General features: G+C 64.3%; 18 protein-coding genes. 6 read left to right on the forward strand and 12 right to left on the reverse strand.

Features of this window, described 5'->3' with window-relative positions; translation table 11 throughout:
- Positions 1 to 502 precede the first annotated feature (502 nt).
- Positions 503 to 2059 carry a DUF3472 domain-containing protein gene (locus tag GE027_RS20220; RefSeq protein WP_237607692.1) on the reverse strand — a complete coding sequence of 519 codons (1557 nt, stop codon included), beginning with the start codon at positions 2057 to 2059 and terminating at the stop codon, positions 503 to 505.
- Positions 2060 to 2173: 114 nt separating this feature from the next.
- Between GE027_RS20220 and GE027_RS20225 the strand changes: the two genes are divergently transcribed.
- Positions 2174 to 3217, forward strand: coding sequence for an esterase/lipase family protein (locus GE027_RS20225; protein WP_237607693.1), 1044 nt, complete (start codon positions 2174 to 2176; stop codon positions 3215 to 3217).
- Positions 3218 to 3282: 65 nt separating this feature from the next.
- Here the strand turns inward: GE027_RS20225 and GE027_RS20230 are convergent, their stop codons facing one another.
- The 8 genes from GE027_RS20230 to GE027_RS20265 all read right to left on the reverse strand — a co-directional run bounded on the left by GE027_RS20230 (position 3283) and on the right by GE027_RS20265 (position 13356).
- Entirely contained in the window at positions 3283 to 4566 is a 1284-nt protein-coding gene (locus tag GE027_RS20230) for a DUF1552 domain-containing protein (protein ID WP_153559045.1), read from the reverse strand.
- 87 nt (positions 4567 to 4653) lie between these two features.
- Entirely contained in the window at positions 4654 to 7110 is a 2457-nt protein-coding gene (locus GE027_RS20235; RefSeq protein WP_237607694.1) for a DUF1592 domain-containing protein, read from the reverse strand.
- A 237-nt stretch (positions 7111 to 7347) separates the two neighbouring features.
- Positions 7348 to 8187, reverse strand: coding sequence for a purine-nucleoside phosphorylase (locus tag GE027_RS20240; RefSeq protein WP_153559046.1), 840 nt, complete (start codon positions 8185 to 8187; stop codon positions 7348 to 7350).
- 3 nt (positions 8188 to 8190) lie between these two features.
- Positions 8191 to 8532 carry a DUF721 domain-containing protein gene (locus GE027_RS20245; RefSeq protein ID WP_153559047.1) on the reverse strand — a complete coding sequence of 114 codons (342 nt, stop codon included), beginning with the start codon at positions 8530 to 8532 and terminating at the stop codon, positions 8191 to 8193.
- A 26-nt stretch (positions 8533 to 8558) separates the two neighbouring features.
- The gene (dnaN, locus tag GE027_RS20250) at positions 8559 to 9677 is read right to left on the reverse strand and encodes a DNA polymerase III subunit beta (RefSeq protein WP_153559048.1); all 1119 of its coding nucleotides are present in this window, start codon (positions 9675 to 9677) and stop codon (positions 8559 to 8561) included.
- Between the two features lie 440 nt (positions 9678 to 10117).
- On the reverse strand, positions 10118 to 11281 hold the full coding sequence (locus GE027_RS20255; protein WP_162006850.1) for a DnaA/Hda family protein: 1164 nt from the start codon (positions 11279 to 11281) through the stop codon (positions 10118 to 10120).
- Positions 11282 to 11410: 129 nt separating this feature from the next.
- Entirely contained in the window at positions 11411 to 12583 is a 1173-nt protein-coding gene (locus tag GE027_RS20260) for a cysteine desulfurase family protein (RefSeq protein ID WP_153559050.1), read from the reverse strand.
- 17 nt (positions 12584 to 12600) lie between these two features.
- The gene (locus GE027_RS20265; RefSeq protein ID WP_153559051.1) at positions 12601 to 13356 is read right to left on the reverse strand and encodes a hypothetical protein; all 756 of its coding nucleotides are present in this window, start codon (positions 13354 to 13356) and stop codon (positions 12601 to 12603) included.
- 168 nt (positions 13357 to 13524) lie between these two features.
- On the opposite strand from GE027_RS20265, the gene scpB reads away from it, so the two are divergent.
- Positions 13525 to 14709 carry an SMC-Scp complex subunit ScpB gene (gene scpB / locus GE027_RS23180; RefSeq protein WP_202617489.1) on the forward strand — a complete coding sequence of 395 codons (1185 nt, stop codon included), beginning with the start codon at positions 13525 to 13527 and terminating at the stop codon, positions 14707 to 14709.
- Here the strand turns inward: scpB and hemA are convergent, their stop codons facing one another.
- Complete coding sequence (hemA, locus tag GE027_RS20280) at positions 14710 to 15996, reverse strand: glutamyl-tRNA reductase (RefSeq protein WP_153559052.1); 1287 nt, start codon at positions 15994 to 15996, stop codon at positions 14710 to 14712.
- Positions 15993 to 16916, reverse strand: coding sequence for a cytochrome c biogenesis protein CcsA (gene ccsA, locus GE027_RS20285; RefSeq protein ID WP_153559053.1), 924 nt, complete (start codon positions 16914 to 16916; stop codon positions 15993 to 15995). The genes hemA and ccsA overlap by 4 nt, the downstream gene beginning before the upstream one ends.
- A 144-nt stretch (positions 16917 to 17060) precedes the next feature.
- On the opposite strand from ccsA, the gene GE027_RS20290 reads away from it, so the two are divergent.
- The 3 genes from GE027_RS20290 (at position 17061) to GE027_RS20300 (ending at position 19944) form a co-directional block, all read left to right on the forward strand.
- Positions 17061 to 17597 carry a DinB family protein gene (locus tag GE027_RS20290; RefSeq protein WP_153559054.1) on the forward strand — a complete coding sequence of 179 codons (537 nt, stop codon included), beginning with the start codon at positions 17061 to 17063 and terminating at the stop codon, positions 17595 to 17597.
- Positions 17598 to 17678: 81 nt separating this feature from the next.
- Positions 17679 to 18458 (forward strand): class I SAM-dependent DNA methyltransferase, encoded by a 780-nt coding sequence (locus GE027_RS20295; RefSeq protein WP_153559055.1) that lies wholly within the window; start codon positions 17679 to 17681, stop codon positions 18456 to 18458.
- A gap of 193 nt (positions 18459 to 18651) precedes the next feature.
- Complete coding sequence (locus GE027_RS20300; protein ID WP_153559056.1) at positions 18652 to 19944, forward strand: hypothetical protein; 1293 nt, start codon at positions 18652 to 18654, stop codon at positions 19942 to 19944.
- A 109-nt stretch (positions 19945 to 20053) separates the two neighbouring features.
- Here the strand turns inward: GE027_RS20300 and GE027_RS20305 are convergent, their stop codons facing one another.
- Positions 20054 to 20593, reverse strand: coding sequence for a hypothetical protein (locus GE027_RS20305; RefSeq protein ID WP_153559057.1), 540 nt, complete (start codon positions 20591 to 20593; stop codon positions 20054 to 20056).
- A 478-nt stretch (positions 20594 to 21071) separates the two neighbouring features.
- On the opposite strand from GE027_RS20305, the gene GE027_RS20310 reads away from it, so the two are divergent.
- Positions 21072 to 22631, forward strand: a complete 1560-nt coding sequence (locus GE027_RS20310; protein WP_153559058.1) for a sigma-70 family RNA polymerase sigma factor — start codon at positions 21072 to 21074, stop codon at positions 22629 to 22631.
- The last annotated feature ends 29 nt before the right edge of the window (positions 22632 to 22660 follow it).

Genomic DNA, 22660 nt, shown 5'->3' on the forward strand with positions numbered 1-22660 from the left:
GCCCCATCTAGTGGGGGTGTGGGGCAGGTCGCGTGGTGTAAGTCGAGTGTGCGCCTGGACCTACGTTCAGGAATTAAGTTTCCCACGTTTTTTTGCTAGCTCTACATAGCGGGTGTCGGCCGGGGGACACCTCGGGACGAAAGAGCCTTGCGTGTGGCCCTAACCGCGTTTTCTACATGCACTGTCCCCGGTCACCCCTACATGCACTGTCCCCGGTCACCCGTGTCCCCGATATTCTGCTCGCTCGATGCGTGCACTGTCCCCGGTAGCTGTCCCCTGTAGCTGTGGCTGCCCGCTCGGTGCGTGCACTGTCCCCGGCCGCCTTCTGTCCCCGGTAGCTGCTCGCTCGATGCGTGCACTGTCCCCGGCGATGGTAGCTGTGGCTGCCCGCCCGGTGCGTGCACTGTCCCCGGTAGCTGCTCGCTCGATGCGTGCACTGTCCCCGGCGATGCCGGCGGTGCTGCACTCGGGCGGCACGCGTGGTTCCACTCCCATTGCCCTCTTACGGTCGAGGCAGGGCGTCGAGATCGAATTGGGGCCGTTCTTCGCCGCTGGGTTCGCGGGTAAATACGTCGCCCGGCTGGCCGGTTTTGTCAAAGAACCCACAGTTTCGCAGAAAGAAGTGCGGTCCTGCGGCTCCACCGAGAAAATCCAGTCGATGTTTCCCGCCGCCGGTGGCGTCGACCGAGAACCGAGCTTGGGTGCACTGGTGCCATTGGCCGTCGACATCACGAACCCAGACGTTGCCGTACAGAGCTCGTCGCCCCACGGCCCCGTAGGACGGCATGAAGTTCTCTAGGAACGAATGGAAACCCCGTAGGTAGGTATCCGTCTCGGGGCGGCGAAAGCTGGCAATCAAGCGCCAAGTGTCATCCTCTTTGTCGCCAAACCAGGATGTGTAGATTGTGCGGCCGCTTCCGTCAGGACGCACTTCCGTCAAAAAACGGTATGTGCGGCCAGCTTTCCAAGGATAGATCAGATAGCTCTGCCCACCTGAACCTTCATTGCCGAATTCGCCAATATGCACCTCGGGGCCGCGTCCCAGAGCAACAATTCGCTTGTCTTCGGGAATCTCGCGTGGATTATCCGTCTTGAATGGGCTCCAAACCGAAAACAAGACACGTCTTTCCTCGGGCCCGTTGACCTGAAATCCAAAATAACCTTCGCCAAACCCGTTAGCCATGAAATACGACCCCATCGCGTCCTCACCAACGGGAACTGTGATCTCGCTGTAAGCGTACTGCAAAGGCCGGTCATCGGGCACGCGGTACCGCAAATGGACCGAAGGCCCGCGGCGGCCCCAGTAGAACATATTGCCCCGGTTGTTTTTGACATAATCAAGCTGCAACCCCGGCGTGTCCGACGACACCAGCAAGTCGCTTGCTATCACCCGGCCGCCGGCACTGTCCCCGTCCGCTCCGTCCCCGCCCGCTCCGCCCAGGTCGACGCGGACGTACCCCGGCTGGGAGACCATGACTGTCCCCAGGGCGTGCACTGTCCCCGACGAGCCGTCGCGAGCACTGTCCCCGTCGCGATGCACTGTCCCCGACGAGCCGGCGCGAGCACTGTCCCCGGCGCGAGCACTGTCCCCGGCGCGAGCACTGTCCCCGGCGCGAGCACTGTCCCCGGCGCGAGCACTGTCCCCGGCGCGAGCACTGTCCCCGGCGGGGTCCCCGGCGGGGGTGGAGGCTGGCGCGGGGACTGTCCCCGCGGCGGGGGTGGAGAGTGGGTCGAGAGCGATCGACCATTGCTGTTGGGCTACCGATACGACGATCCCGCCGCTGCTCTGCTCGGCCGACTCGGGACCGCGGCGAGCGCGAAGCGATAACGATAGCTCGGCCGGTCGGTCGACGTGAAAGTAGACCGAGAACGCGTCCTCCGCCGTCCGCATCGTTAACGTCCCATCGCGGCCGATGCCCGCTCCGCCACGCTGCGGATCCGCCGGAAACGCGTTGCCGCCCAGCGGTACCGACCACTGGGCCGCCTGCAGCGTCGCCGGCGTGCCGGTCGGCAACCAAGTGGCCGCCACAAGAAAACCGATCAGGGAAAGTGATTTCATGATTCTGAGAAACTGCAAAACATGGAAAGGACGGGGCGAAGAGGTTGATCTTGCGTTGTTTAGCCGGTTTTGGCTACCGGAGGCGCTTTATTTGGACCGCAAAAAGGCTCGATCATGCTTGGGGTAGACTACAACGCACTTCCGCTGCTGGGCGGATTCCTAATCTGGATCACCGGCAGTTCGCTTGCCGCCGCCCAGCCGCCTGGCCCCCAAAACGTAACCAACGCCGCCGAGGAAGGCTTTTCGATGCCGATCCCCAACGTCCCCCTGCCAACCCTGGGCGGTACCCAGGTCTGGACCGACCATCGAAACGTCGCGGGCTGGCGGCTGCAGCAGCACGCCCTGACCGGGCACTGGCGGTTGTTGGACGACCGCGATATCCGCCGCGCCTGGGGCGACCGGGAGGCCTGCGAGAATAAACTACGCGAAGCCACCGCGGATATCGACCAGCACGCCGCCGCCGACCACGTCGTGATCCTGCTGCACGGCTTGATGCGCAGCAAACATTCGATGCGCGGGCTCGGTCGCCGCATCGGCCAGTGCGCGGACGCCCCCGAGGTGATTGCGTTTTCCTATGCCAGCACGCGAGCCGGGATCCCTGACCACGCCGCCGCCCTGCGTGAATTGGTCGAAGGCCTTCCGGGCGAACCCCGCATCAGCTTCGTCGGACATAGCATGGGCAATATCGTGGTGCGACACGCCATCGCCGATTGGCAGGCCGCCGGGGACCCCAAAGGCGTCCTGCCACGGCTGGACTGCATGGTCATGCTGGGCCCGCCCAACCAAGGCGCGGCGATCGCCCGAAAGCTTTCTAAGCTGGGTCTGTTTGGCGTCGTCACAGGCGAGGGCGGCATGCAACTAGGACCACACTGGCAACGGCTGTGCGACGGCCTGGCGACGCCACCCTGTCCCTTCGCCATCATCGCCGGCGATATGCCGGGCCTGGAACCCTACAATCCCTTGGTCGACGGCAGCAGCGATCTGGTGGTCAGCGTCGAAGAGGCTCGACTGGACGGCGCCGCGGAATTCCACACCGTCCCGCACCTGCACTCGTTCCTGATGGATCAACACGATGTGCAGGACCTGACACTGCGGTTCCTGGGACTGGGAGAACTGGGACCGGGGGAAGATCAGACCCGAGAACAGGCCACCGAGTAGCGGTTCCCACCGAGCGTCGGAAAAGCCCAAAGTCGGGCGACTTCAGCGACGGCCAGACCCTCGGCTCAAACCATCTCCAGGCCGGTCATCGTGCTGGTCCCGCTGGCGAAGCGGTCCATCGGCAACCCGACGCGCTGCAGCAGGCTGACGTACAGGTTGGTCAGCGGGTAGTTGTTCTTGGAATCGAACGCCAAGTGCTGGCCATGACGGAAACCACCGCCGGCCAACAACACGGGCATGTTGCGGTTGTCGTGGTTCGAGGCGTTGCCCAGATTACTGGTCAACAGCACCGAGGTGTGATCGAGCAGCGTGCCACCATCCTCTTCGACCGCGGCCAGCTTTCGCAACATCTCGCCCCACGCGGCGATGATCTCGGTTTCCACGATCGCCAACTGCGCCAGCTTGTCCTCGTCTTTGCCGTGATGGCTGAGCGCATGGTAGCCGGCCTTCACACCGGCGATCGGCAAGACGCCGCCGCTGCCCCCCAGGTGATAACTGATGAAGCGCGAAGAATCGGTCTGCAGAGCCAGACAAATCATGTCGCTCATCAACTTCTGCCGACCGATAAAATCGTTGCTGTTGCCGATGTCGACCGGTTTCTCGCGATCCACCTCGGGCTTGGGTCGCCGAGCCCAGGCTTCGGATTTGGCCAAACGCTGTTCCAGGTCGCGAACGCTGCTGAAGTACTGATCCAGCCGTCGCCGGTCGCCCGCGCCGAGTTGCCCGCTGAGCCGCCGGGCGTCCTCGGAAACCAAGTCCATGATGCTGCGACCGTGCCGCGCCCGCCGCACCTGTTGCTGCTGGCGTCCCACGGCGTCGTCGACAAACAGTTGCTCGAACAGCTTCGAGGGCGAACTGAGCGCCGGGATCATCGCTCCGGTCTCGGTATAGGACGGGCTGTTGCTGCCGGAACTGGCCAGGACCAGCGACGGAAAACGCGTCGCGTCGCCCAGGTGCTTGGCCATCAACTGGTCCAGCGAGATCGAGTTCTTGGCGTTGCCCGAGCTGCCGGCCGGGTTGGCCGTCAACAAACTCGCTTCGGCACGGTGCCCGCCTTTGACGCCCGGGTGCGAGCTGCCCGAGACGACCGTGAACGCGTCCCGCAGGTCGGCAACGCCCTCGAGGTACGGCGACAATTCGTAATCGCGACCGGCCTGCCGGGGATTCAGGTTATCGCCCAGCAGCCCCAACCCCAGCGTCATCGAAACGAAGCGCCGCGGCGGTCCCGCAGCGTCGCCCGGTGCCGCACAAGCCCGCTGCATCGCCGACAACCAGGGCAGGGTCATCGACACGCCGGCGCCGCGGAGGATCGTGCGTCGGTCGAGTTTTCGCAAAGCTAGGTGAGTCATTTCGCAATCCTGGGGAAGGAAGTGATTCGTACGGTAAAGGATTTCGTGCGGCGAAACGGTTACGTGCGGCGAAACCGTTTTACAGTTTTACTTGCGGCGAAACAGTTCGCTGGTGACGACCGCTTTGAGCAGCGATCGAAAACCGTAATCGGATTCTTGTGTCGAAGCGACAATTTGTTCGAGCGCCGGTCGATCCGCAAAACTCGCCGGAGCCCCGGTGCCGTAGGCGATCATCTTTTCGGCGACGTTGGCCGCGATCCGCCGCCGGTCTTCCAGCACGCGCTGGCGGAACTGGTTAATGTCCGCAAAGCTCGTTCCGTCGGGCCACTCGTAACCGGGATCGATCTTCGCGCCCTGCTTATTCGATCGACCGCCGCGGCGGTAATGCGTTCGCCATTGTCCGGCCGGATCGTAATTTTCCAAAGCAAACCCCGGCGGGTCGATTTTGACGTGACAACTGGCGCAGGAATCGTCGCTGAGATGTTTCTCGAGCAGCTGGCGGATCGTCGTGGCCCCGCGCGTATCGGGTTCGATCGCCGGAATGCTTTCCGGAGGCGGTGCAATCGGCACCCCCAACAACCGCTCGCTGACCCACACGCCGCGGATCACCGGCGAGGTGTTCGTACCGTTGGCGGTGATCTTCAAAATCGCTCCTTGCGTCAACACGCCGCCACGATGGTCTTCGGGCCGCAGCTCGACGCGCTGCCACCGGTCGCCCGTCACACCGTCGATGCCGTAGTACCGAGCCAGTCGTTCGTTCAAGAACGTGTGCGGCGAATCGATCAACTGCGCGGTGGACGCGTCACGCCGCAGCATGTCGGTCAGAAACATCTCGGTCTCGGCCAACATCGATTGCTGGACCAGGATGTCGAAACGTCGGAACAGGCGCCGGTCGGGTTCGGTAAAATTAATTTCGCTCAGGTCCAACCATTGGTTCGCGAAGTCGCGGATGAATCGCGAGTCGTGTTGTTCGAGCAAGCGTTCGACCTGTTGCTCGAGAACATCGGCATCGCTCAGCCGATCTTCGGCAGCAAGCTGCAACAGCACCGCATCGGGCGGCCCGCCGGTCAGGAAGTAGCTCAGCCGCGTCGCGATCGCCGCGTCGTCCAGTTCGCCGGGCGGTTCGTAGTAGTACATAAAACGGGGCGAACACAGCAGAGCCCGATACCCGTCGCGGAGCGCCTCGACCAACGGTTGTCCGTCCTCGACCGCCTGCGTCGTCGCGTCCACATAGTGCGCGATCGAAGCGGGGGCGACCGGACGCCGGAAGGCGCGGCCCGCGAAACGATGCATCAGCCGCGCGATGTCGGCGGCCGGATCGTCCGAATCCAGGATCACCTCGACGTCCCGATCGGCCGCGCGGCCGCGGCGTTTGGCGTTCGGCTTCGCGGACACTTCCAAGGGCAGATCGTCAAACAGGATTCGGCGGATGGCGTCATCGTCCGCTCCGCGATGGAACCGCTGCATGACGACTTCGTGCAGCGCCACGCCCGGAACGTTCTGCGGTTCGCCTTCGCCCGTCCCAACTTGGCCGCCGGCAAAACGAGCCTGCTTCAGCGTGCGGTCATTCGGCCGGATCTCCAGCATCTGGCCCTGATCCAGCCAGGTTTCAAACGTCCACCGCTGAGGTTCGTTCTGAGCCGCAAACATCCCGACCCATTCATACAGCGGGGCACTGCTGACACAGCGGCCGCTACGAACGCTGCACCACACGCCGTGGTCGTCGGGTTTCTTCAGCGCCGAAGCTTCCACTTCAAAGCGGTACCAGCCGGACTGCTTGGCCGTGGTGGCGGGCAAGCGACCGTAGAAGGAAAGTCCGCTGGACCAGACCACCGCGGCGCCGTCGAGCATTTCGGGTTCGCGGGTCCGCCGGCGGGGATTGGTGCGAGCCACGTCTTGGGCGGACATCTCGCGGCGTTGGGACGCCAAATCATCACCGTCGATCGCTCGCCGGAACGCTTCCTCCAGCGCCATGTCGACGACGTCCAGATGCTGCTGGAGCTGGAAGTGCGAGACGCTCTGCGCCTCGGCCACGGTCGTAAACCCGTCGCTCCGCGGTTCGTCGGGCAACTCGCGAGACAGCGGAACGTCGATCCCCAGCACGTGTTGCAGCGATCGTTCCAATTGCAGATTGGTCAGCCGGCGGGCTCGCACGCGGCCCAGTCGCTGCTGTTGGCGACGCTGGTAGGCGCGCAGCCAATCGCCGGACTGTCGGACGAACGCCGCAGTCTCTTCGGGCTCGAGCGTCGAGGCGTCGGGAGGGGGCATTTCTCCGTCGTGCACGCGATCGAAAACACGAACCCAGCGATCGAGGTTCTCTTCGCCAAGGCCCGCCTCCAAGCTGGTCACGTCGAAGCCGGCTTCGGCATATTCACCCTCGTGGCAATCCAGACAGTTGAACTGCAAGAATTCGCGGATCGCCTCCGGCACCTCGACCGCCCGCGGCACCTCGCCGTGCGTTTCCTCATCCTCAGCAAAGGCGGAGAAAGTCCCCGAGCCGACCAGCAAAACGCACGGCAGCAGCAACCGCGTCAGAGTGCGCATCAGCGAGCATCGCGCAGTCGGCAGCAGGAAACCATGCATGAGCGTTTACCGGTGGACGAACAGATGTGCGCGGTTGTGGGTGGTCGGCAATCTGTCGTGAGGCGGGGATCCGAAAGGGCGTGAAACGTCATCAAACGTGCCCGCGATTCGGATGTTTACGTGGTGAGGTGGGGCAGAGCGTGGTAGGCTCCGGAATTCATTTTACCCGCTCCGTCAAGGCCCTGCAAAGAGAAGACCCTAGGCCAAGCGGACCTCGGCCAGGGTGTTAAGGGCTCCGCGAACCAGCTTTCGCAGGTTAGGCTCCGCGCGACCGGCTGTGGCGATGATCTCGTCCACGTTCACCGGCTTGAGGGCGTCGGGCAGGCACATGTCGGTGATCACCGACAACCCGACCACCTTCAGCCCGCAGTGCACCGCCACGATAACCTCCGGCACGGTGCTCATCCCGACCACGTCCGCCCCGATCGTACGCAGGAAGCGATACTCGGCCCGGGTTTCCAGATTGGGACCGGCGACGGCGGCGAACACGCCCTTGTAGGCGGTGATGTTTTCGCGGCGGGCCACGTCCAGCACGCGATCGATCAACTGTTGGTCATAGGGCTCGCACATGTCGGGAAAGCGGGGCCCGAGGCGATCGTCGTTGACGCCGATCAGCGGGTTGTCGCCCATCAGGTTCAGATGATCCTCGATCACCATGATGTCGCCGGACTGGTAGTACGGATTCAATCCACCGCAGGCATTGGAGACGATCAACAGCTCCGCACCGAGGGCTTTGAAGAGGCGGACCGGCAACGTGATCTGCTTCAGCGGGTAGCCTTCGTACATGTGAAAGCGACCTTCCATAGCCACCACGGGCAGGCCTTGCAGCATGCCGCAGACCAACCGGCCGCGGTGGCTGGTCGCGGTGGAGCCGGGGAAGTGCGGGATGTCGCCGTACTCCAGCGTCGCTTCGACGTCGATCTCCTCGACCAAGCCGCCCAGGCCGGTCCCGAGGATGATGGCCGCCCGCGGACGTCGATCCCACACCTGCTCGATCGCGGCTTTGGCATCTTGGATTTTGTCGAACAGGTCCAGCATCGCTTATCCACTCCCACTGATACGAAACCGCAGGTTCTTGACGCCGCTGCCGGGCATCTCCTTTTCGATCCTGCGGAGAATCTTGCGTTTCAAAAAAGTTAATTCCTGCATCGTTACCGAATCCGATGCGTACAGCTCCAGCACGCCGCGTTTGAGATTCCCGACGCGAACCGCCGCCGCCAGATCCTTGCCCACGGCCGATCCCACCACGCCCTGCAGCTGTTCGTTGGCCGATACCTGAGCGTAACCGCGGCGAGCGATCAACTGGTTGACGATCGACCCCATCCGCCGGGGATACATTCGGCGTTTGCGATCGTCGTAGGGATCGTTGGAGGATCGGTCCATCGCACACCCGGGCCGAAAAAGGAAACCTAACGCTCGCGGGCCATCGGCATGATCACGTAACCATAGCCGTCTTCGGTGCTGAGCAGAGCCGGCGAGGCCCCGGATTCGATCTCCAGGATAAACCCGCTCTCGTTGTCCAGCACCTTGCAGAAATCGGCGACGAAGCGGTGGTCCATCGTCAGCGTAATCGATTCGCCCTCATAGGCGATCGGCAGCTGCACCTGCGACTCGCCGATCTCGGCCGTATTGGCTTCCATCGTCAGTGTGCCTTCGGCGAAGGTGAAATCGATGCCGCGGCTGTCGTGATCGGTCACGATCGCGGCTTGACGCAGGGCGGCGAACAGGGGCCCGACGGTCATGTCGATCTGCGACGCGTTCTCTCGCTGGGGAAACACCTGTCGCCAGTTCGGATAACGCCCCTCGACCAAGCGCGAATAGATCGTGCAGCGTTCGGTACGCAGCAGCAGGTCGTTGGCTCGGGCGGCCAATTGCACCGTTTCGTCACTGTCCACGACGGCCCGTTCCATCAACTGAATCGCTCGCGTGGGAACGATCGTGCTGGTTCCCGAGGTCTTGTGATCGCCGACCGCCGTGCCGCTGCCCTGCATCCGCGCAAGTCGACGTCCATCGGTGCCCACGGCGACCACCGATTCGCCTTCCAGCTCCAGCAGGACGCCGCCCAGGGCATAACGGCCGGTCTCGGCGTCGGTGGCAAACACGGTTCGCTTGACCATCTGGCGGAACAACCGCACGGGGATCTCGTGATAGGCTTCCTCTTCAAAGCCGACCACACGCGGGAACTCATCGGGATTGGCTCCCGGCAAGCGGAATTTGCTGCGCGAGCCCAGCACGCGGACGCCCGCATCATCGGTTTCGATCGTCAGCCGGTCGTCGGTGCTCTCCCGCAGGATGGCGTTGGTACGGGCGACCGGCAGCAAGGCGGCACCTTCGGATTCGATCGTCAAACCCTCGGCCAGTTCCAGCCGGATACCGACTTCCATATCCGTCGCGGTGAACGTCGCCTTGTCGTCGGCCACGGTCAGTTTGACGTTCTGCAGGATCTCTTTCGGCGAGCGGGCCGGAGCGACGCTGGCAGCCAGTTGGAAGGCTGCCGCCAGCGGTTCACGTTCGCAAATGATCTTCATCGTGGATCTCGAAAACGATGGCAAACATATTCATGGATTCAACTACGGAAATATTCAATCGCCAAACTGTATCGCAATTCGGCTCGCAGCTACAGCCATCAACGGGCGGTCCGGGTGGAAAGGCCCATCCTCGCTGCGGATCGCTCCAAGGTCCTGAGAACTTCTTCCTCCTTTTATTTAAATAAACCGTCGTCGTAGGAATACGGCGGCGAAAATGGTCGAAAACCCCGAGATCGCGTCCCTAAGTCACCGCTGGGAAAGGAGTTGCGAACTATCACGAGCCGTGGATAAGCCGTTGCGCCGGTGTTGGAAAAGGGAAGAGTAAACGTCGACCGAGCGGCGGTTTCCGACAGCGGCTCGGCGGGCTGACGCGTCGAGCGAGCGGCCGAACGGGAGATCGACAGGAAATCAACGCGTTATCCACAAGCCGTGGCAGAGGCTTATTTCAGCAGCTCGCGGACTTCGTCTGCGGTCTGGCTCAACTGGCTGTTGGTGCCGAGCAGTTCTTCGGTCTTGCGGCAGGCGTAGAGGACGGTCGTATGGTCGCGGCCGCCGAAGTACTCGCCGATCTGCTGGAAACTGGCCTCGGTCAACTGCCGCGCCAGATACATCGCCAGGGATCGAGCTCGCACGACCTGTTGTCGCCGCGTACTGCTCTTCAGCTCGGCCGTCTTCAGTTTGAACCGCCGGGCCACGGCTTTGGCGATCGCCGCAATGGTCGGTTCTTTGCCGCCGGAGACCGCCTTGAGGGCGCGGGCGATCGCGTCGCCATCGATCGTTCGGCCGTGCTGGGCCAGCAATCCCAGGTGGTTCACCAGCGCCGCCAGACGCGGCACCGGATAGCCGTCGGGAACGCTCCGGGCCAACAGGTCGATCCAGTCGGACTCGATCTCCAGCGAGGCGGCGCGGCACAACTGCGTCAAGATCTCCAGGCGAGCTTCACCGCCGGGCGGCTCGAGCGCGACAGTCAATCCCGGCAGCATCCGACTGGCCAACAGCGGCCGGATCCCACGCAGCTCCGACGGCAGACGCCGGCAGGTCAGGATCAGCGGCCGGCCCGCGCGAACGCGGCCTTCGATGCGGGCGGCCAATTCCTCCTGCGCCGGTCCCTTGTCGACGATCGTATGAACGTCGTCGATGACCAACAGATCCACATCGGCGATGTGTTGGCGAAAATGCTCCAAATCGTCAGCGCCGAGCGCACCGGCATAATCGCGCGCAAAATCCGCCGCCGCCATGTACAGCATCGATGCAGGGGCAGGCTTCCCAGCGTCTGCGGACTTCCCGGACTTCCCAGCATCCCCGGACTGCCCGGGCTGCCCGACGTCCTCGGCCGACCGGCGATCCGCCGCGGCCTGCTCGAGCAAAGTTAATTCCTGGCTGGCCCAAGTCATTGCCAGAGCCGTCTTGCCGCTGCCGCTCGGACCCACCAACAGCAACGGGTTGCCGCGCAGCGCGATCGGATCACGCTGACGGCTCACAAAGGCGGCGAAAGCGTTTTCCGGACCCGTGATGTACTGTTCGAGCAACCACTGGGGCTGCGCACGTCGCGTTCGCCGCGGACCGGGGGCCGGGTGGAGCAGGGGGATCGCGTCGAGAGACATCGCACAGAGCATCGCACCTCCAACCTCGCACACCGCAACCAACCTCGCACACCGCAACAGGTTATTATCGCCTTGAGCACCGGCGTTCGCCGTCGTCGCAGTCTACCTTCCGCTGCCGTCAAGGGCGACTTAAAACCCCTGATTTTCCACATCTTCGCTTTCGCGCAAGCGCTGGTAGCACAAAGAGATAAGTTCCGAAGCGCGATCGATTTCAGTTTCTGTGGAAAACTTGGACACTCCCATCCGCAGCGAACCATCGATCTGCGTCTCCGGGACCCCCATCGCCTCCAGGACGTAGCTGGGCTCGCTGCTGCCGCTGGCGCAAGCCGATCCGCTGCTGCAGGCAATGCTCGCCATGTCCAGTCGCATCAGCATGCTCTGGCGGTCGACGTGGGGGAAAGCCGCGCAGGTGGTGCCCGGCAGCCGCGGCACCTGGCGGCCGTGGATGACCAGTCCCTCGACCGTCTGCGCCAGCCGCGCTTCCAGGCGGTCACGCAGCCGCCGGCAGTGGTCGGCGTTGGCCTGCTGGTCCTGGCAGGCTCGGCTGAGCGCTGCCGCGGCGCCCACGATCAGGGCCACCGCTTCGGTACCGGGCCGCATCCCCAGTTGTTGGGCTCCGCCCTGCCACTGTGCGGTCAGGTTCACGCCCGGGGCCAGCAGCAGTCCGCCGACGCCCACCGGGCCGTGGAATTTATGGGCCGCAAAGGTCAGCGAGCCGGCGCCCAGAGCGGTAAAGTCGACCGGGAGGCGGCCGACCGACTGCGTGGCGTCGACGTGTAAGTGGGCTCCGAACCGGCGACAGATCGAAGCGGCTTCGGCCACCGGTTGCAGGACCCCGGTCTCGTTATTGGCCGACATCAAACACACCAGCGGGGCGGCGTCGCGGCACTGAGCCAGCAAGTCTTCGAGGGCAGCGAGGTCGGCCACGCCCTGGGAACTGACCGGGATCCAGTGAAGCGGGCGACCCTGTTGGCCCTGGCGGCGAGCCACTTCGAGCACGCTGGGATGTTCGATTTCGGACACGATCAGCGGGGCGGCCGGATCGCCGACCCCGTGCAGGGCCAGATTATTCGCCTCGGTACCACCGCTGGTAAAAATCAATTGTGGGCCACCGGGTTGTTGGACGTCGGCGCCGAGCAACCGTCCCATTTCGGCCGCCGCACGGTCCAGCCGGGCGCGCGCGGCGCGGCCGCTGGCGTGCTGGCTCGAAGCGTTCAGCGGACCGCTGGCCCACACCTGCCGAATCACCTCGGCAACCTCGGGATCCAGCTGCGTCGTGGCGTTGTTGTCCAGGTAAATCACGGCTTGTCCGAAACGAATCAGGAGGGCGGGGCGGTTTGCGGCGGCTCGACATCGGCCGGGGGCCGCCCCGCACCCGCCGGAAGGCTGCGGCGAAGCGCGCGCAGCCGGGGGGCGTCGGGGTAGTCGCCGAGCGCCTCGTCCAACAGCTCGGCGGCCAGTTCGCTCTTGCCCGCCGCGTGCAGGTCGGCGGCGATCTGGTGGTAGCTGTACCGCAGGTACTGGTCCATCTGTTCGCCCAGCTGCTCGGGCGAATCCGCGCTCTGGGCCAGGGCGAACAGGTCGGGGACCAGGACGTACAGCTCGCGGCGGGCCAGGCGCTGGATCACCGGCCAGAGGACCTGGGCCTGCTGGGGATGGTCGACCGACCAGGTGCGCCAGTGCGTGCCACTGTCGCCGTCGAGGTAAGCGACCAGGATTTCCGCATCGCCCGGCGGCCGAGGCAGACTGCCGCGCGACAAGCGCACCAGGTCCCAGCGAAACGTCTGCGATTGACGCTGCCGCGCACTGGGCACGCGGATCAACGACTGGGCTCGCAGGTAGGTCGTCAAGTTGTTGACCGGATTGGTGCGGCGGATCGGCGAAATCTGCAGCTGGACCAGCGGGATTTCCCAGTAGGAAAATCGCCGCTGGGCAAAGTCGGCCGGCGAGAACTCGGTGCCTTGGACCTTGCCCTGAACCAGGGTCGCCAGCCCCACGCAGGCCACCAACGTGACCAGCGAGACCACCACGATGATCCATTTGCGGCGGTTGCTGCTGCGGGCTTTGGTGGGCATCGACCCGGGGTCCGAGAAAATGGAGGATAGCAAGCACCGCGGGATGCTTGGGCGCTCTGCCGCGAGCCGCCTTTGTCGTTATGTTAACCGCACATCGCCCAGGCCGCACAGTACGACCGTGCGGGCCAGCCAACCCGAGCTCAAGGAAACCAGCAGATGCGATCGAGCATGCGACGATCATGGACGGCGCTAGGGGACCGCCCGGGATGCTTGCTGCGTAGCGCCGGCCGCCGCAACGCGCCGGGGGCCGGAGCTGCGCCGGGGGCCAGAGCCGCGCCGGGGGCCGGAGCAGAGTCGCGGCCGCGGCGTCCCTACGGAGTGCTTTGGAGCGCGGCCGAGCGACCTGCGGCCTCCGCGGCGGCGGCCGAGGAGGACCCAGAGGCGCGGCGGCAGCGAGTGGAAGCGGTATTGTTGCTAGCGAAGGGACCGCTGACGGCGCGGAAGATCGCTCAGCTGGCCAGCTTGGAGGACGCGACCGAAGCTCGCACGCTGGTCCGCCGGTGGAACGAGTTGAGCGATCAGTGGGGGCGAGCGATGCGGATCGAATCGATCGCCGGCGGCTATCAGATGCTAACCCGTCCCCAGTACGCGCCCTGGCTTCGCCGCCTGGGGCACATCCCGGCTCCGGTCCGCTTGTCCCCGCCGGCGCTGGAGACCCTGGCGATCGTGGCCTACCGCCAGCCGGTCATGCGGGCGGCCGTCGAAGCGATCCGCGGCGTGGCCTGCGGCGAATTGCTGCGCCAACTGATGGAGCGGGACTTGATTCGCATCAGCGGTCGCAGTGAGGAATTGGGCCGACCTTTCCTTTATTCGACTTCCAAGCGGTTTCTCCAGATATTTGGTTTACATAGTGTAGACGCGCTGCCGAACATCCGTTTTGATATGCTGCCGAATACGTTATCCGACAGTGGCACCGAAACCAGCGATTCATCTGAGGAGTCCGACGTGAGCATCGCTATGGCACCCGCCGCGCTTGAAACCGACCTGCATCCCGCGGCCGCTGCCGAAACCCCGGACGCGGAGTCCCCGCTGGCGTCCGCTGACGCGCCCGCCCCCGGTGACGCGCCCGCGGCGATCATCGAAGACGATGAGGACGACTGGGACGACGAAGACGATGATTGGGATGACGAGGACGACGACTGGGACGACGACGACGATCTGGACGACGACGAAGATCCAGACGACGAGGATGACGAGGACGACGACGATCTGGATGATGACGACCAGTGGCGAGAGGTCGGCGACGACGATGACGACGACCTGGACGACGAGGATGACGAGGACGATCTAGACGACGATTACGACAGCCTCGATGACGACGACGACCTGGACGAAGACGACGACTGGGACTGATTAAGTACCGTCGTGCAGCTTGAATAGTTCTCGCAGGGCGACCAACAACCCGCCGCGATGCCCCGTGGCGGCATCGTCTTTCAGCGATGCCAGCGGCGGATGCAGCATTTTGTTGACCAACCGGTCGAACGATTGCTGAATCTCTTTTTCCAGCGTTTCGCTGCCCACGGTGTGGTTCTGCAGCCGGCCCATCAGGCGTTTCAGTTCGTCCTGCTTCAGCCGGTCGGCTTGCTGCCGCAGGCGGCGGATCACCGGCCCGGTCGCGCGGTGGTGAATCTCGGTCACAAACCGCTGCGTCTCTTCGGTGATGATCTGTTTGGCCTTGGGCCACTGCCGCCGGCGTTCCTGTTGGTTGTGCTCGCAGGCCGATTGCAGGTCGTCGACGGAGTACAGATACACGCCGGCCAGGTCGCCGATGCTGTGCTCGAAATCCCGCGGCACGGCCAGGTCCAGGATCAACAGCAGCCGCTCGTAGCGGGCGTCGTGGATCTTGAGGAAGGAGTCGTAGTCGATCAGGGTTTGGGTCGCACCGGTGGTGCTGACGACCAGGTCGGCGCTGGTCAGCAGCAGATTCAGGTCGACCCAGGGCCGCGCGGTTCCGCCCAGCCGGCCGACGATGTCTTCGGCCCGGTCGAGGCTGCGGTTGACGACGTGGATGTCGCGAGCTCCCGCATCGATCAAATACTTCAGCGTCTCCTCGCCCATCTCGCCGGCACCGATCAAGACGATGCACTTGTCGCTCAGCGTGTCGAAAAACTCCGGCACCACTTCGCCCACGGCCACGCTGGGCACGCTGACGCGGCGGCGATGGATCGTGGTTTCGCGGTCCACGCGTTTGGCCACGTGGTTGGCGGCTTGGAAGACGGCATGGGTCAGCGGCCCGGTGGTATCGGTTTCGCAAGCCAATTCGTAAGCCTGTTTGACCTGCGAGATGATCTGGGCTTCGCCGACGACCATGCTGTCCAAACTGGCCGCCACGGTAAACAGGTGTTCGACCGCCTCGGGACCGTCCAGATGCACCAGGTGCTCGAGCAACGCCTCGTTGGAAAGACTCCGCTGGTTGGCCAAAAAACCGATCACGTCCTGGTCCTCGGGAACCGAACCTTCCGACGCGCCGGTGTATAGCTCCACGCGGTTACAGGTGCTCAACAACACCACTTCGGTCGAGGGAAAACGGCTGCGGAACGCGGCCAGTGCCTCCCGCGCCTGCTCGCCGGTAAAGGACAACTGTTCGCGAAACTCCACTGCCGCCTGATGGTGGCTGCACCCGATCATTTTCAGTTTCACGACCGCACCTCCTGCACCGCAGTCGCCACCCGGGGCGGCGAGGATGCTTCTGGCAGCGTGGATTGGGGCAGGGTGGATTGGGGCAGCGCCGTGTCCCGGCCGTGCGGTGAGGTCAGGACGGCGGCCAGGGCGAGGACCAGGAAGCCGAAACTGGCCAGGGTCAGGTACGACACCTTGCGGCCTCGCCGAGCCGGTTTGTAGAAGACCTCGAACAGGGTCGCGGCCAGCAGCCACAGCAGCAGGACGCCCGAAAAGATGACCCCACGCTCGCTCCAGCCCACGTACCCCCAGCGATTCAGGTTCATCACGATCCCCGACACCAACCCCAGGCCCAGGGCCGTGGTGCTGAAGTACAGGCAGCGGCGGTTCAGTCGCTGCAGGGCCTCCAAGGTGGGCAGCCGCATCCGGCCGTGGCCGATGCGTTTATGTTTCAGCCGTCGAGACTGGATCAGGAACATCACGCCGGCCAGAAACCCCAGCAGCACCGCCACGGTTCCGACCAACATCGTCAGGGCATGGATGTTGCGCCAGATGCCAGTGGCTTCCTCGCGCGAAAACGGGGCGCTGTCGCGAACCAATATCGCCAACACGATCAATCCCAGTACCGGCGGCAGCAGCAACCAGCCCAGCGTCGTTTCGGGACGCTGGATCAGGAACCACAGATAACACGCCGCCAGTCCCCAGGCCAGCAGCAGCGACCAGTCGTACCAGGTGGCCAACAAACCCGCCTGGCCACCCGAGGGCTGGGCTCGGAGGATCAGATACACCAGGTGCAAGCCCAGGCCGACCACCGTGAAGGTCAGGATCACGCCCCGCCGCAGCGGCAGCTCGCGCAGGGAACGCGTCAGCTCCAGCAGCAGCGCGATCAGGTAGCTGGTGACAAAGCAGGTAACGGAAATACCCGAAAGGAAAGCAATCATCGCTGTATTCTAACTACCCAATCTCAAATCCGGCAGGCCGCCGGCAAATCCAGCAGGCCGCCGGCAGTTCCAGCAGGCCGCCGGCAGTTCCAGCAGGCCGCCGGCAAATAGCGGTCCGGCGAAGAACCTTGTATAAAACGGCCCATGAACACCCCACTACCGACGCCCGAAGAAGCTCTGTGGGCCTGCCGCATGGCCCAGGGCCAAATCCGATTCGCTCGCCAGTACGTCCTGGACCTGCTCGAGCAGACGCCCCGCGAACGCTGGTTCGAAACGCCCCCGGGCGCCCCCTCGAATCTGGCTTGGCAGGTCGGCCACTTGGCGGTCAGCCAGTACGGATTGTTGATGTTCCGCCAGCGGGGACGACGTCCGGAGGATTTGGATCTGATTCCCGGCCGCTTTCGCAAAGCCTTTGCTCGCGGCTCGGATCCCAAGGCCGTCTCGCCCGAATTGTACTCGGCCGACCAGTTGTACCAGCGGCTGGCCGAGGTGCATTCGCAGGCGCTGGGCTGCCTGGCGGCGATTTCCGACGGGGCCGACCTGCTCGAACCCATCGACATGCCCTATGCGGTGTACCCGGTCAAGCTGGGAGCCATCCTGTTCTGCCCCCTGCACGAACAGATCCACGCCGGGCAGATCGGACTGTTGCGACGCCTGCTGGGGTTGTCGCCAGTCCGTTGACGTTTCCAGTCCGTTGATGTTTCGCTTCTCGCTTCTTCCACCGCTCTCACCCGCGGGCCTTGCCGGCCACGCTCCACGCCCATGGAAACCGTCACCGAAAGCATCTACGACTACCCCAAGTACTACGACCTGGTTTTCGGGACGGACTGTGCGGCGGAGCTGAAATTTATCGAGGCCTGCGCGGGGGCGTATGCCCGCGTGCCGGTGCGGCGAATGTTCGAACCGGCTTGTGGCACCGGGCGATTATTGTTTCATCTGGCCCGCCGCGGCTACGAGGTCGGTGGCATCGACCTGAACCGGCGGGCGGTGCAGTTCTGCAACGAGCGGTTGGCTCGTCGCGGTTACGAGGACACCGTGGAAGTGGGCGACATGGCCGCCTTCCGCCAGCGCCGCAAATGGGACGTGGCCTTCAACACGATCAACAGTTTCCGGCACCTGACCAGCGAAGCCGAAGCCGAGGCTCACTTTCAGTGCATGGCTCGCACGATTCGCAAGGGCGGGCTGTATCTGCTGGGGATTCACCTGACGCCGACCAAAGTTCCGCCCAGCGATACCGAATCCTGGGCCGCCCGCCGCGGGCATCTGTCGATCAATACGCATCTGTGGCCTCTGGAGCGGAATCGGCGGCGACGGGTCGAACGCTTTGGCATCCGCTTCGACGTTCGCTCGCCGACCAAGCAGCTGCGGATCGAGGACGAACTGGTGCTGCGCTCCTACACCGCGCCGCAGATGCAGCGTCTGCTCGATCGCAACGAGGCCTGGGAGGTGGTCGAGACGTTCGACTTTGCCTACGACCTGGCCGCTCCGATCGACGTCGACGCCAGCAGCGAGGACGTCGTCTACGTGCTCCGCCGAACCTAACGGAGCGGCGCGAGCCGTCCGGTAACTTAACGCCGAACATAGCGGCGCGGCGCGAGCCGTCCGGTAACTTAATTCGGCACGATTCGGCGCCCGGGTGCCCGGCGGCGGTTTCGCTGGCTAAACTGAGGGATGGCCTGGGCACACTCGCTGTGAGCCTGGGCGGTTGGTTCCTCCGCACCCCAGGCGGTTTGCCATGAACAAAGCGCAATCCACAGCCTCCGCTCGCTCGCCCACGCCAGCCCTGCCGTCGTCGCCCGTCGAGACGCTCGAGCAGTTCCAGCAGTGGCTCGGAACCGGCCCCGGCGATCCCCTCGCCGAGCAAGCCGCACGCGACCGGCAAAGGGGCGGTGAGACGGACGCTTCCGAGACGGACGCTGCAGAGACGGACGCTGCGGAGACGGGCGCTGCGGAGAGGGGCGATCTGGAACTGGTCGAGGCGGTTCCGGTGGGCGATCCGCAACAGGTGCGCGAGGTGTCCGGCAGCATTTTGGATTGCTACCGCGTCTGCGATGGGCACAGCGAATTGGCCGGCTGTACGCTCGAGCCGCGTCCGCTGCTGCGGTTGACGCGGCGAACCTCCGGCGACGAGATCCGCCATGACTGGTTCGGCGGCGACGGGCAGACGCTCGAGCCGGAGTTGATCCCCCGCTTGGGCCTCGATCGACTGCGGCGCTGCGAGCCGCGACTGCGGCGGGGGGACGAGCCGGTTGCGCGGCAGTGGATCGCCACCGCTGCCCGGGCGGTCGTCCCCATCGACGCCGCCGGCCAAGCGCGTCGCCGGGCCGACGCCGACGCTCGCTGGTTGGCCGCCACCGTGGTCTGGTGTCGCTGGGCCAGCGGCACGGTCGCGTTTCGCTTTGGCAATGCTGCGGTGGGCCGCTGCAGCTTTGCCGGCTGGGCCATCGATTTTCTGCACGGTCGCGAGCGTCCCGAGAAGTATCGCTGTCCGATCACCGGTTACCGGTCCTACGACCTGTTGATGCTCGGCGACGGCACCCTGACCGTGCCGGCGGCGGTCGCGGTCTGTCAAGCCACCGAGCAGACGTGTTGGAAGACCGAACTGGAACACTGCGAGGTCAGCGGAGCGAGGGTGCGGGAGGAATGTTTGGTGACCTGTCCGATCACCGGCCGCCGCGCCCTGCCCGGTGCGCTGAAGCGTTGTTCCTGGTGTGAGCGACTGGTGGTTCCCGAACAGGTCGCCGCGGGAGCCGACCGAGGGCCGTGCTGCCGCGATTGCCGCGAGGCGGAACCGCTGGCCGAAGCGGATCCGCTGCTGCGGCAGGTCTTGACCACGCATCCGGCCTGGGCCCGGTATCGACGCTGGCGTGGCTGGGAGGATGCCGAGCGGGCCGTCTTGATCGGCCAACGCTGGGGAGGACAGCTGGTGGTGCTGTGGGATCGCCAGCAGAAAAACGTGCGAAAATATGGCAAGCGGGGCCGTTTTACGCGCCGCTGGACCTGGGTGCCTACCCAAGTGTCCGAATAGACCCGCCAAGTGTCGCGTCGGCGGTGCCGCGCCGGCGGAGCGGGATGGGCTGGGGGCGTTGCGACAAAGTTTTTCAGGCGGCCCGCACGGTCGTCCGCCGGCAGGTTTTTCAGCCAGCCCGCAGGGGCGTGCGCCGGCGGTCGAACGCGGCCAGGGCGATCGCCACGATCACCGCCACCGCGGCGATGCTGTACCCGATCGTCGCCAGACGCTGCCAATGCTCCTTTTTGAACTGGTCTTCCTGGTAGGCGAAGGGGTGGCGTTCGGCCATTGGGGCCCTGGCCATTTCGTCCCAGTAGGCGACCAGTTCGGCCGGGCTGCTGCGGAGCAGAATCTCTTTTTGCGAAGCGACGTGTTGGTCGGTAGTGGTTTGGATTTCCACCGCCATCGCACTGAGCAGGGCGAACGAAGCCCAGCCGGCCGCGGCCAGCGCGACGAAACCCGCCAGGCCGAACAATAAACGCAGCGCGAAACTGCCCGCCGGACGCACCACCGGGTCCTCGTCACGGGCGACGCGCGGCAACTGGCGGAGCTCCCGCAGCAGAGGGATCGAAACCGCCCGGCCGCACTCCGGGCAGGAGATTTGGTCGCCGGCTTGACCGGGGCTGACAGCCAGCGTGTGACCGCAGGAACAGGGCAGAGCGTACATCAAATGAACAATCGGGAAGATGGGCGAAGTTTGAATGAAACGACTGGACCACGCAAGCCGGCTGACTAGAATCTTAATGAACAACCGGGACAACCAATAACATCAGACAGCCGAAGTCGATTTCTCGGCTTTTTCGGCGCCAACAGCGGACTGATTCGTCCGCATGCGATGGGCTCGCAGGATGTGACTACCGGCCGTTCCTACGCACCGAGCGCCCGGTCGGGTTCGGCAAACGCGAGGTTTGTTCGGACTATGGGAACCTTGGGGCCGCGGCGGCGGCTGATAAAACCCCTTAATCGCAAAGTCTTACCAATTAATCACAGGAAACCGATCCGGGGCAGCGGCGCGGGTAGAATCTATCGTCCGTGCGTCGCAGCTGCCCTTCATCACAGTTCCACCGTTCGGTGGCCCGCCCCTGCGGTCGGATTTCCACGAGTACCTTTCGGCATCATTTATTTCGGGTAAAGGAGTCACACCTTTGTATCAGACGTTACTGGATGATTTTGAGGATGATGCGCCAGCCGCAACCGACGTTGTGGGCAACTTTCGCAAATTGCCTCTCGATGATAGTGAAGATGAATCGGCAGCGATCACGGCCGTCGAAGCGGTTGAGGGCGAAGTCCAACTGGATAGTCCCGACGATCTGCTGGTGCCTGATGAGAGCGAAACCTGGTCCGACGATCCGGTCCGGATGTACCTGACGCAGATGGGCGAGATCCCCCTGCTGACGCGCCGCGAGGAAATCCTGCTGGCCAAACGCATCGAGGAAACCCGCCGCCGCTTCCGCAGTAAACTGCTGGAAAATCACTACGTCCTGGTCGAGGCCTACAAGACCCTCAAACGCGTCCACCGCGGCGAGCTGCCGTTTGACCGCACGGTCCAGGTGTCGGTGACCGATCGGCTGGAAAAAGAACAGATCCTCGGCCGCCTGCCGCACAACCTGAAAACCCTCTCGGTCCTCTTGCGCCGCAACTGCCATGACTGGCGGATCGCCCTCAGCAAGTCCACCTCGAAGGAACGCCGCGAAGAAGCTTGGCGATCGCTCGCCCATCGCCGGCGCCGCGCCGTACGCTTGGTCGAGGAGCTGGGCCTGCGCACCCAGCGGATCGAAAACCGCATCGCTCTGTTGGAAAAGTTCAACAACCGCCTGCAGGAAATCGATTCCCTGATCAAAGCGACGCGCAAAACCAAACAGGGACGCGAAGACCGCGAACGCCTGCTGCAGGAACGCCGTCAGATCCTGACCGCTTGCCAGGAAACCCCGACCTCACTGAACAACCGCGTCGAACTGCTCAAACGCGTCTACAGCGAATACCAGCAAGCCAAACGCGAACTCAGCGAAGGCAACCTCCGTCTGGTCGTCTCGATCGCCAAGAAGTACCGCAACCGCGGGCTGTCCTTCCTGGACCTGATCCAGGAAGGCAACGCCGGCCTGATGCGAGCGGTCGACAAGTTCGAGTACCGCCGCGGATTCAAGTTCTGTACCTACGCCACCTGGTGGATTCGCCAAGCGATCACCCGCGCGGTGGCCGACCAGAGCCGGACCATCCGGATCCCGGTGCACATGGTCGAAACGATGAGCCGCGTGCGAAACGTCGCCCGCCAACTGCTGCAGGAACTGGGCCGCGAGCCGACGATCGAAGAGACCGCCCGCCGCGCCGAAACCACGATCGAAGAAGCCCGCCGCGTGCTGGCGATGAGCCGCTATCCGATCAGCCTGGACCGGCCGGTCGGCAACAGCGAAGACAGCCAGTTCGGGGACCTGCTGCCCGATGGCACGGCCGAAAGCCCGGCCATCGGCGCCGCCCAAGACATGCTCCGCGACCGCATCAACAACGTGCTCAAGAGCCTGTCCTACCGCGAACGCGAAATCATCAAGCTGCGGTACGGACTGGGCGACGGATACAGTTACACGCTGGAAGAGGTCGGTCACATCTTCAAAGTGACCCGCGAGCGAATCCGGCAGATCGAAGCCAAGGCCGTCCGCAAACTGCAGCAACCCAGCCGCAGCCAGGACCTGGTCGGGTTCCTCGACTAAGCCCGCCCGCCCACGATGCCGAAAGATCG

The sequence above is a fragment of the Roseimaritima sediminicola genome (assembly GCF_009618275.1).
GTDB lineage: Bacteria > Planctomycetota > Planctomycetia > Pirellulales > Pirellulaceae > Roseimaritima > Roseimaritima sediminicola.

Excerpts from the sequence above, each read along its gene's own strand:
- GE027_RS20225 (WP_237607693.1), top strand. The coding sequence starts at position 2,174 with ATGCTTGGGGTAGACTACAACGCACTTCCGCTGCTGGGCGGATTCCTA.
- GE027_RS20295 (WP_153559055.1), top strand. The coding sequence starts at position 17,679 with ATGGAAACCGTCACCGAAAGCATCTACGACTACCCCAAGTACTACGAC.
- GE027_RS20240 (WP_153559046.1), bottom strand. The coding sequence starts at position 8,187 with ATGCTGGACCTGTTCGACAAAATCCAAGATGCCAAAGCCGCGATCGAG.
- GE027_RS20255 (WP_162006850.1), bottom strand. The coding sequence starts at position 11,281 with ATGTCTCTCGACGCGATCCCCCTGCTCCACCCGGCCCCCGGTCCGCGG.
- GE027_RS20300 (WP_153559056.1), top strand. The coding sequence starts at position 18,652 with ATGAACAAAGCGCAATCCACAGCCTCCGCTCGCTCGCCCACGCCAGCC.
- GE027_RS20235 (WP_237607694.1), bottom strand. The coding sequence starts at position 7,110 with ATGCGCACTCTGACGCGGTTGCTGCTGCCGTGCGTTTTGCTGGTCGGC.
- dnaN (WP_153559048.1), bottom strand. The coding sequence starts at position 9,677 with ATGAAGATCATTTGCGAACGTGAACCGCTGGCGGCAGCCTTCCAACTG.
- GE027_RS20290 (WP_153559054.1), top strand. The coding sequence starts at position 17,061 with ATGAACACCCCACTACCGACGCCCGAAGAAGCTCTGTGGGCCTGCCGC.
- GE027_RS20220 (WP_237607692.1), bottom strand. The coding sequence starts at position 2,059 with ATGAAATCACTTTCCCTGATCGGTTTTCTTGTGGCGGCCACTTGGTTG.
- scpB (WP_202617489.1), top strand. The coding sequence starts at position 13,525 with ATGCGACGATCATGGACGGCGCTAGGGGACCGCCCGGGATGCTTGCTG.
- GE027_RS20230 (WP_153559045.1), bottom strand. The coding sequence starts at position 4,566 with ATGACTCACCTAGCTTTGCGAAAACTCGACCGACGCACGATCCTCCGC.
- GE027_RS20265 (WP_153559051.1), bottom strand. The coding sequence starts at position 13,356 with ATGCCCACCAAAGCCCGCAGCAGCAACCGCCGCAAATGGATCATCGTG.
- GE027_RS20305 (WP_153559057.1), bottom strand. The coding sequence starts at position 20,593 with ATGTACGCTCTGCCCTGTTCCTGCGGTCACACGCTGGCTGTCAGCCCC.
- ccsA (WP_153559053.1), bottom strand. The coding sequence starts at position 16,916 with ATGATTGCTTTCCTTTCGGGTATTTCCGTTACCTGCTTTGTCACCAGC.
- GE027_RS20245 (WP_153559047.1), bottom strand. The coding sequence starts at position 8,532 with ATGGACCGATCCTCCAACGATCCCTACGACGATCGCAAACGCCGAATG.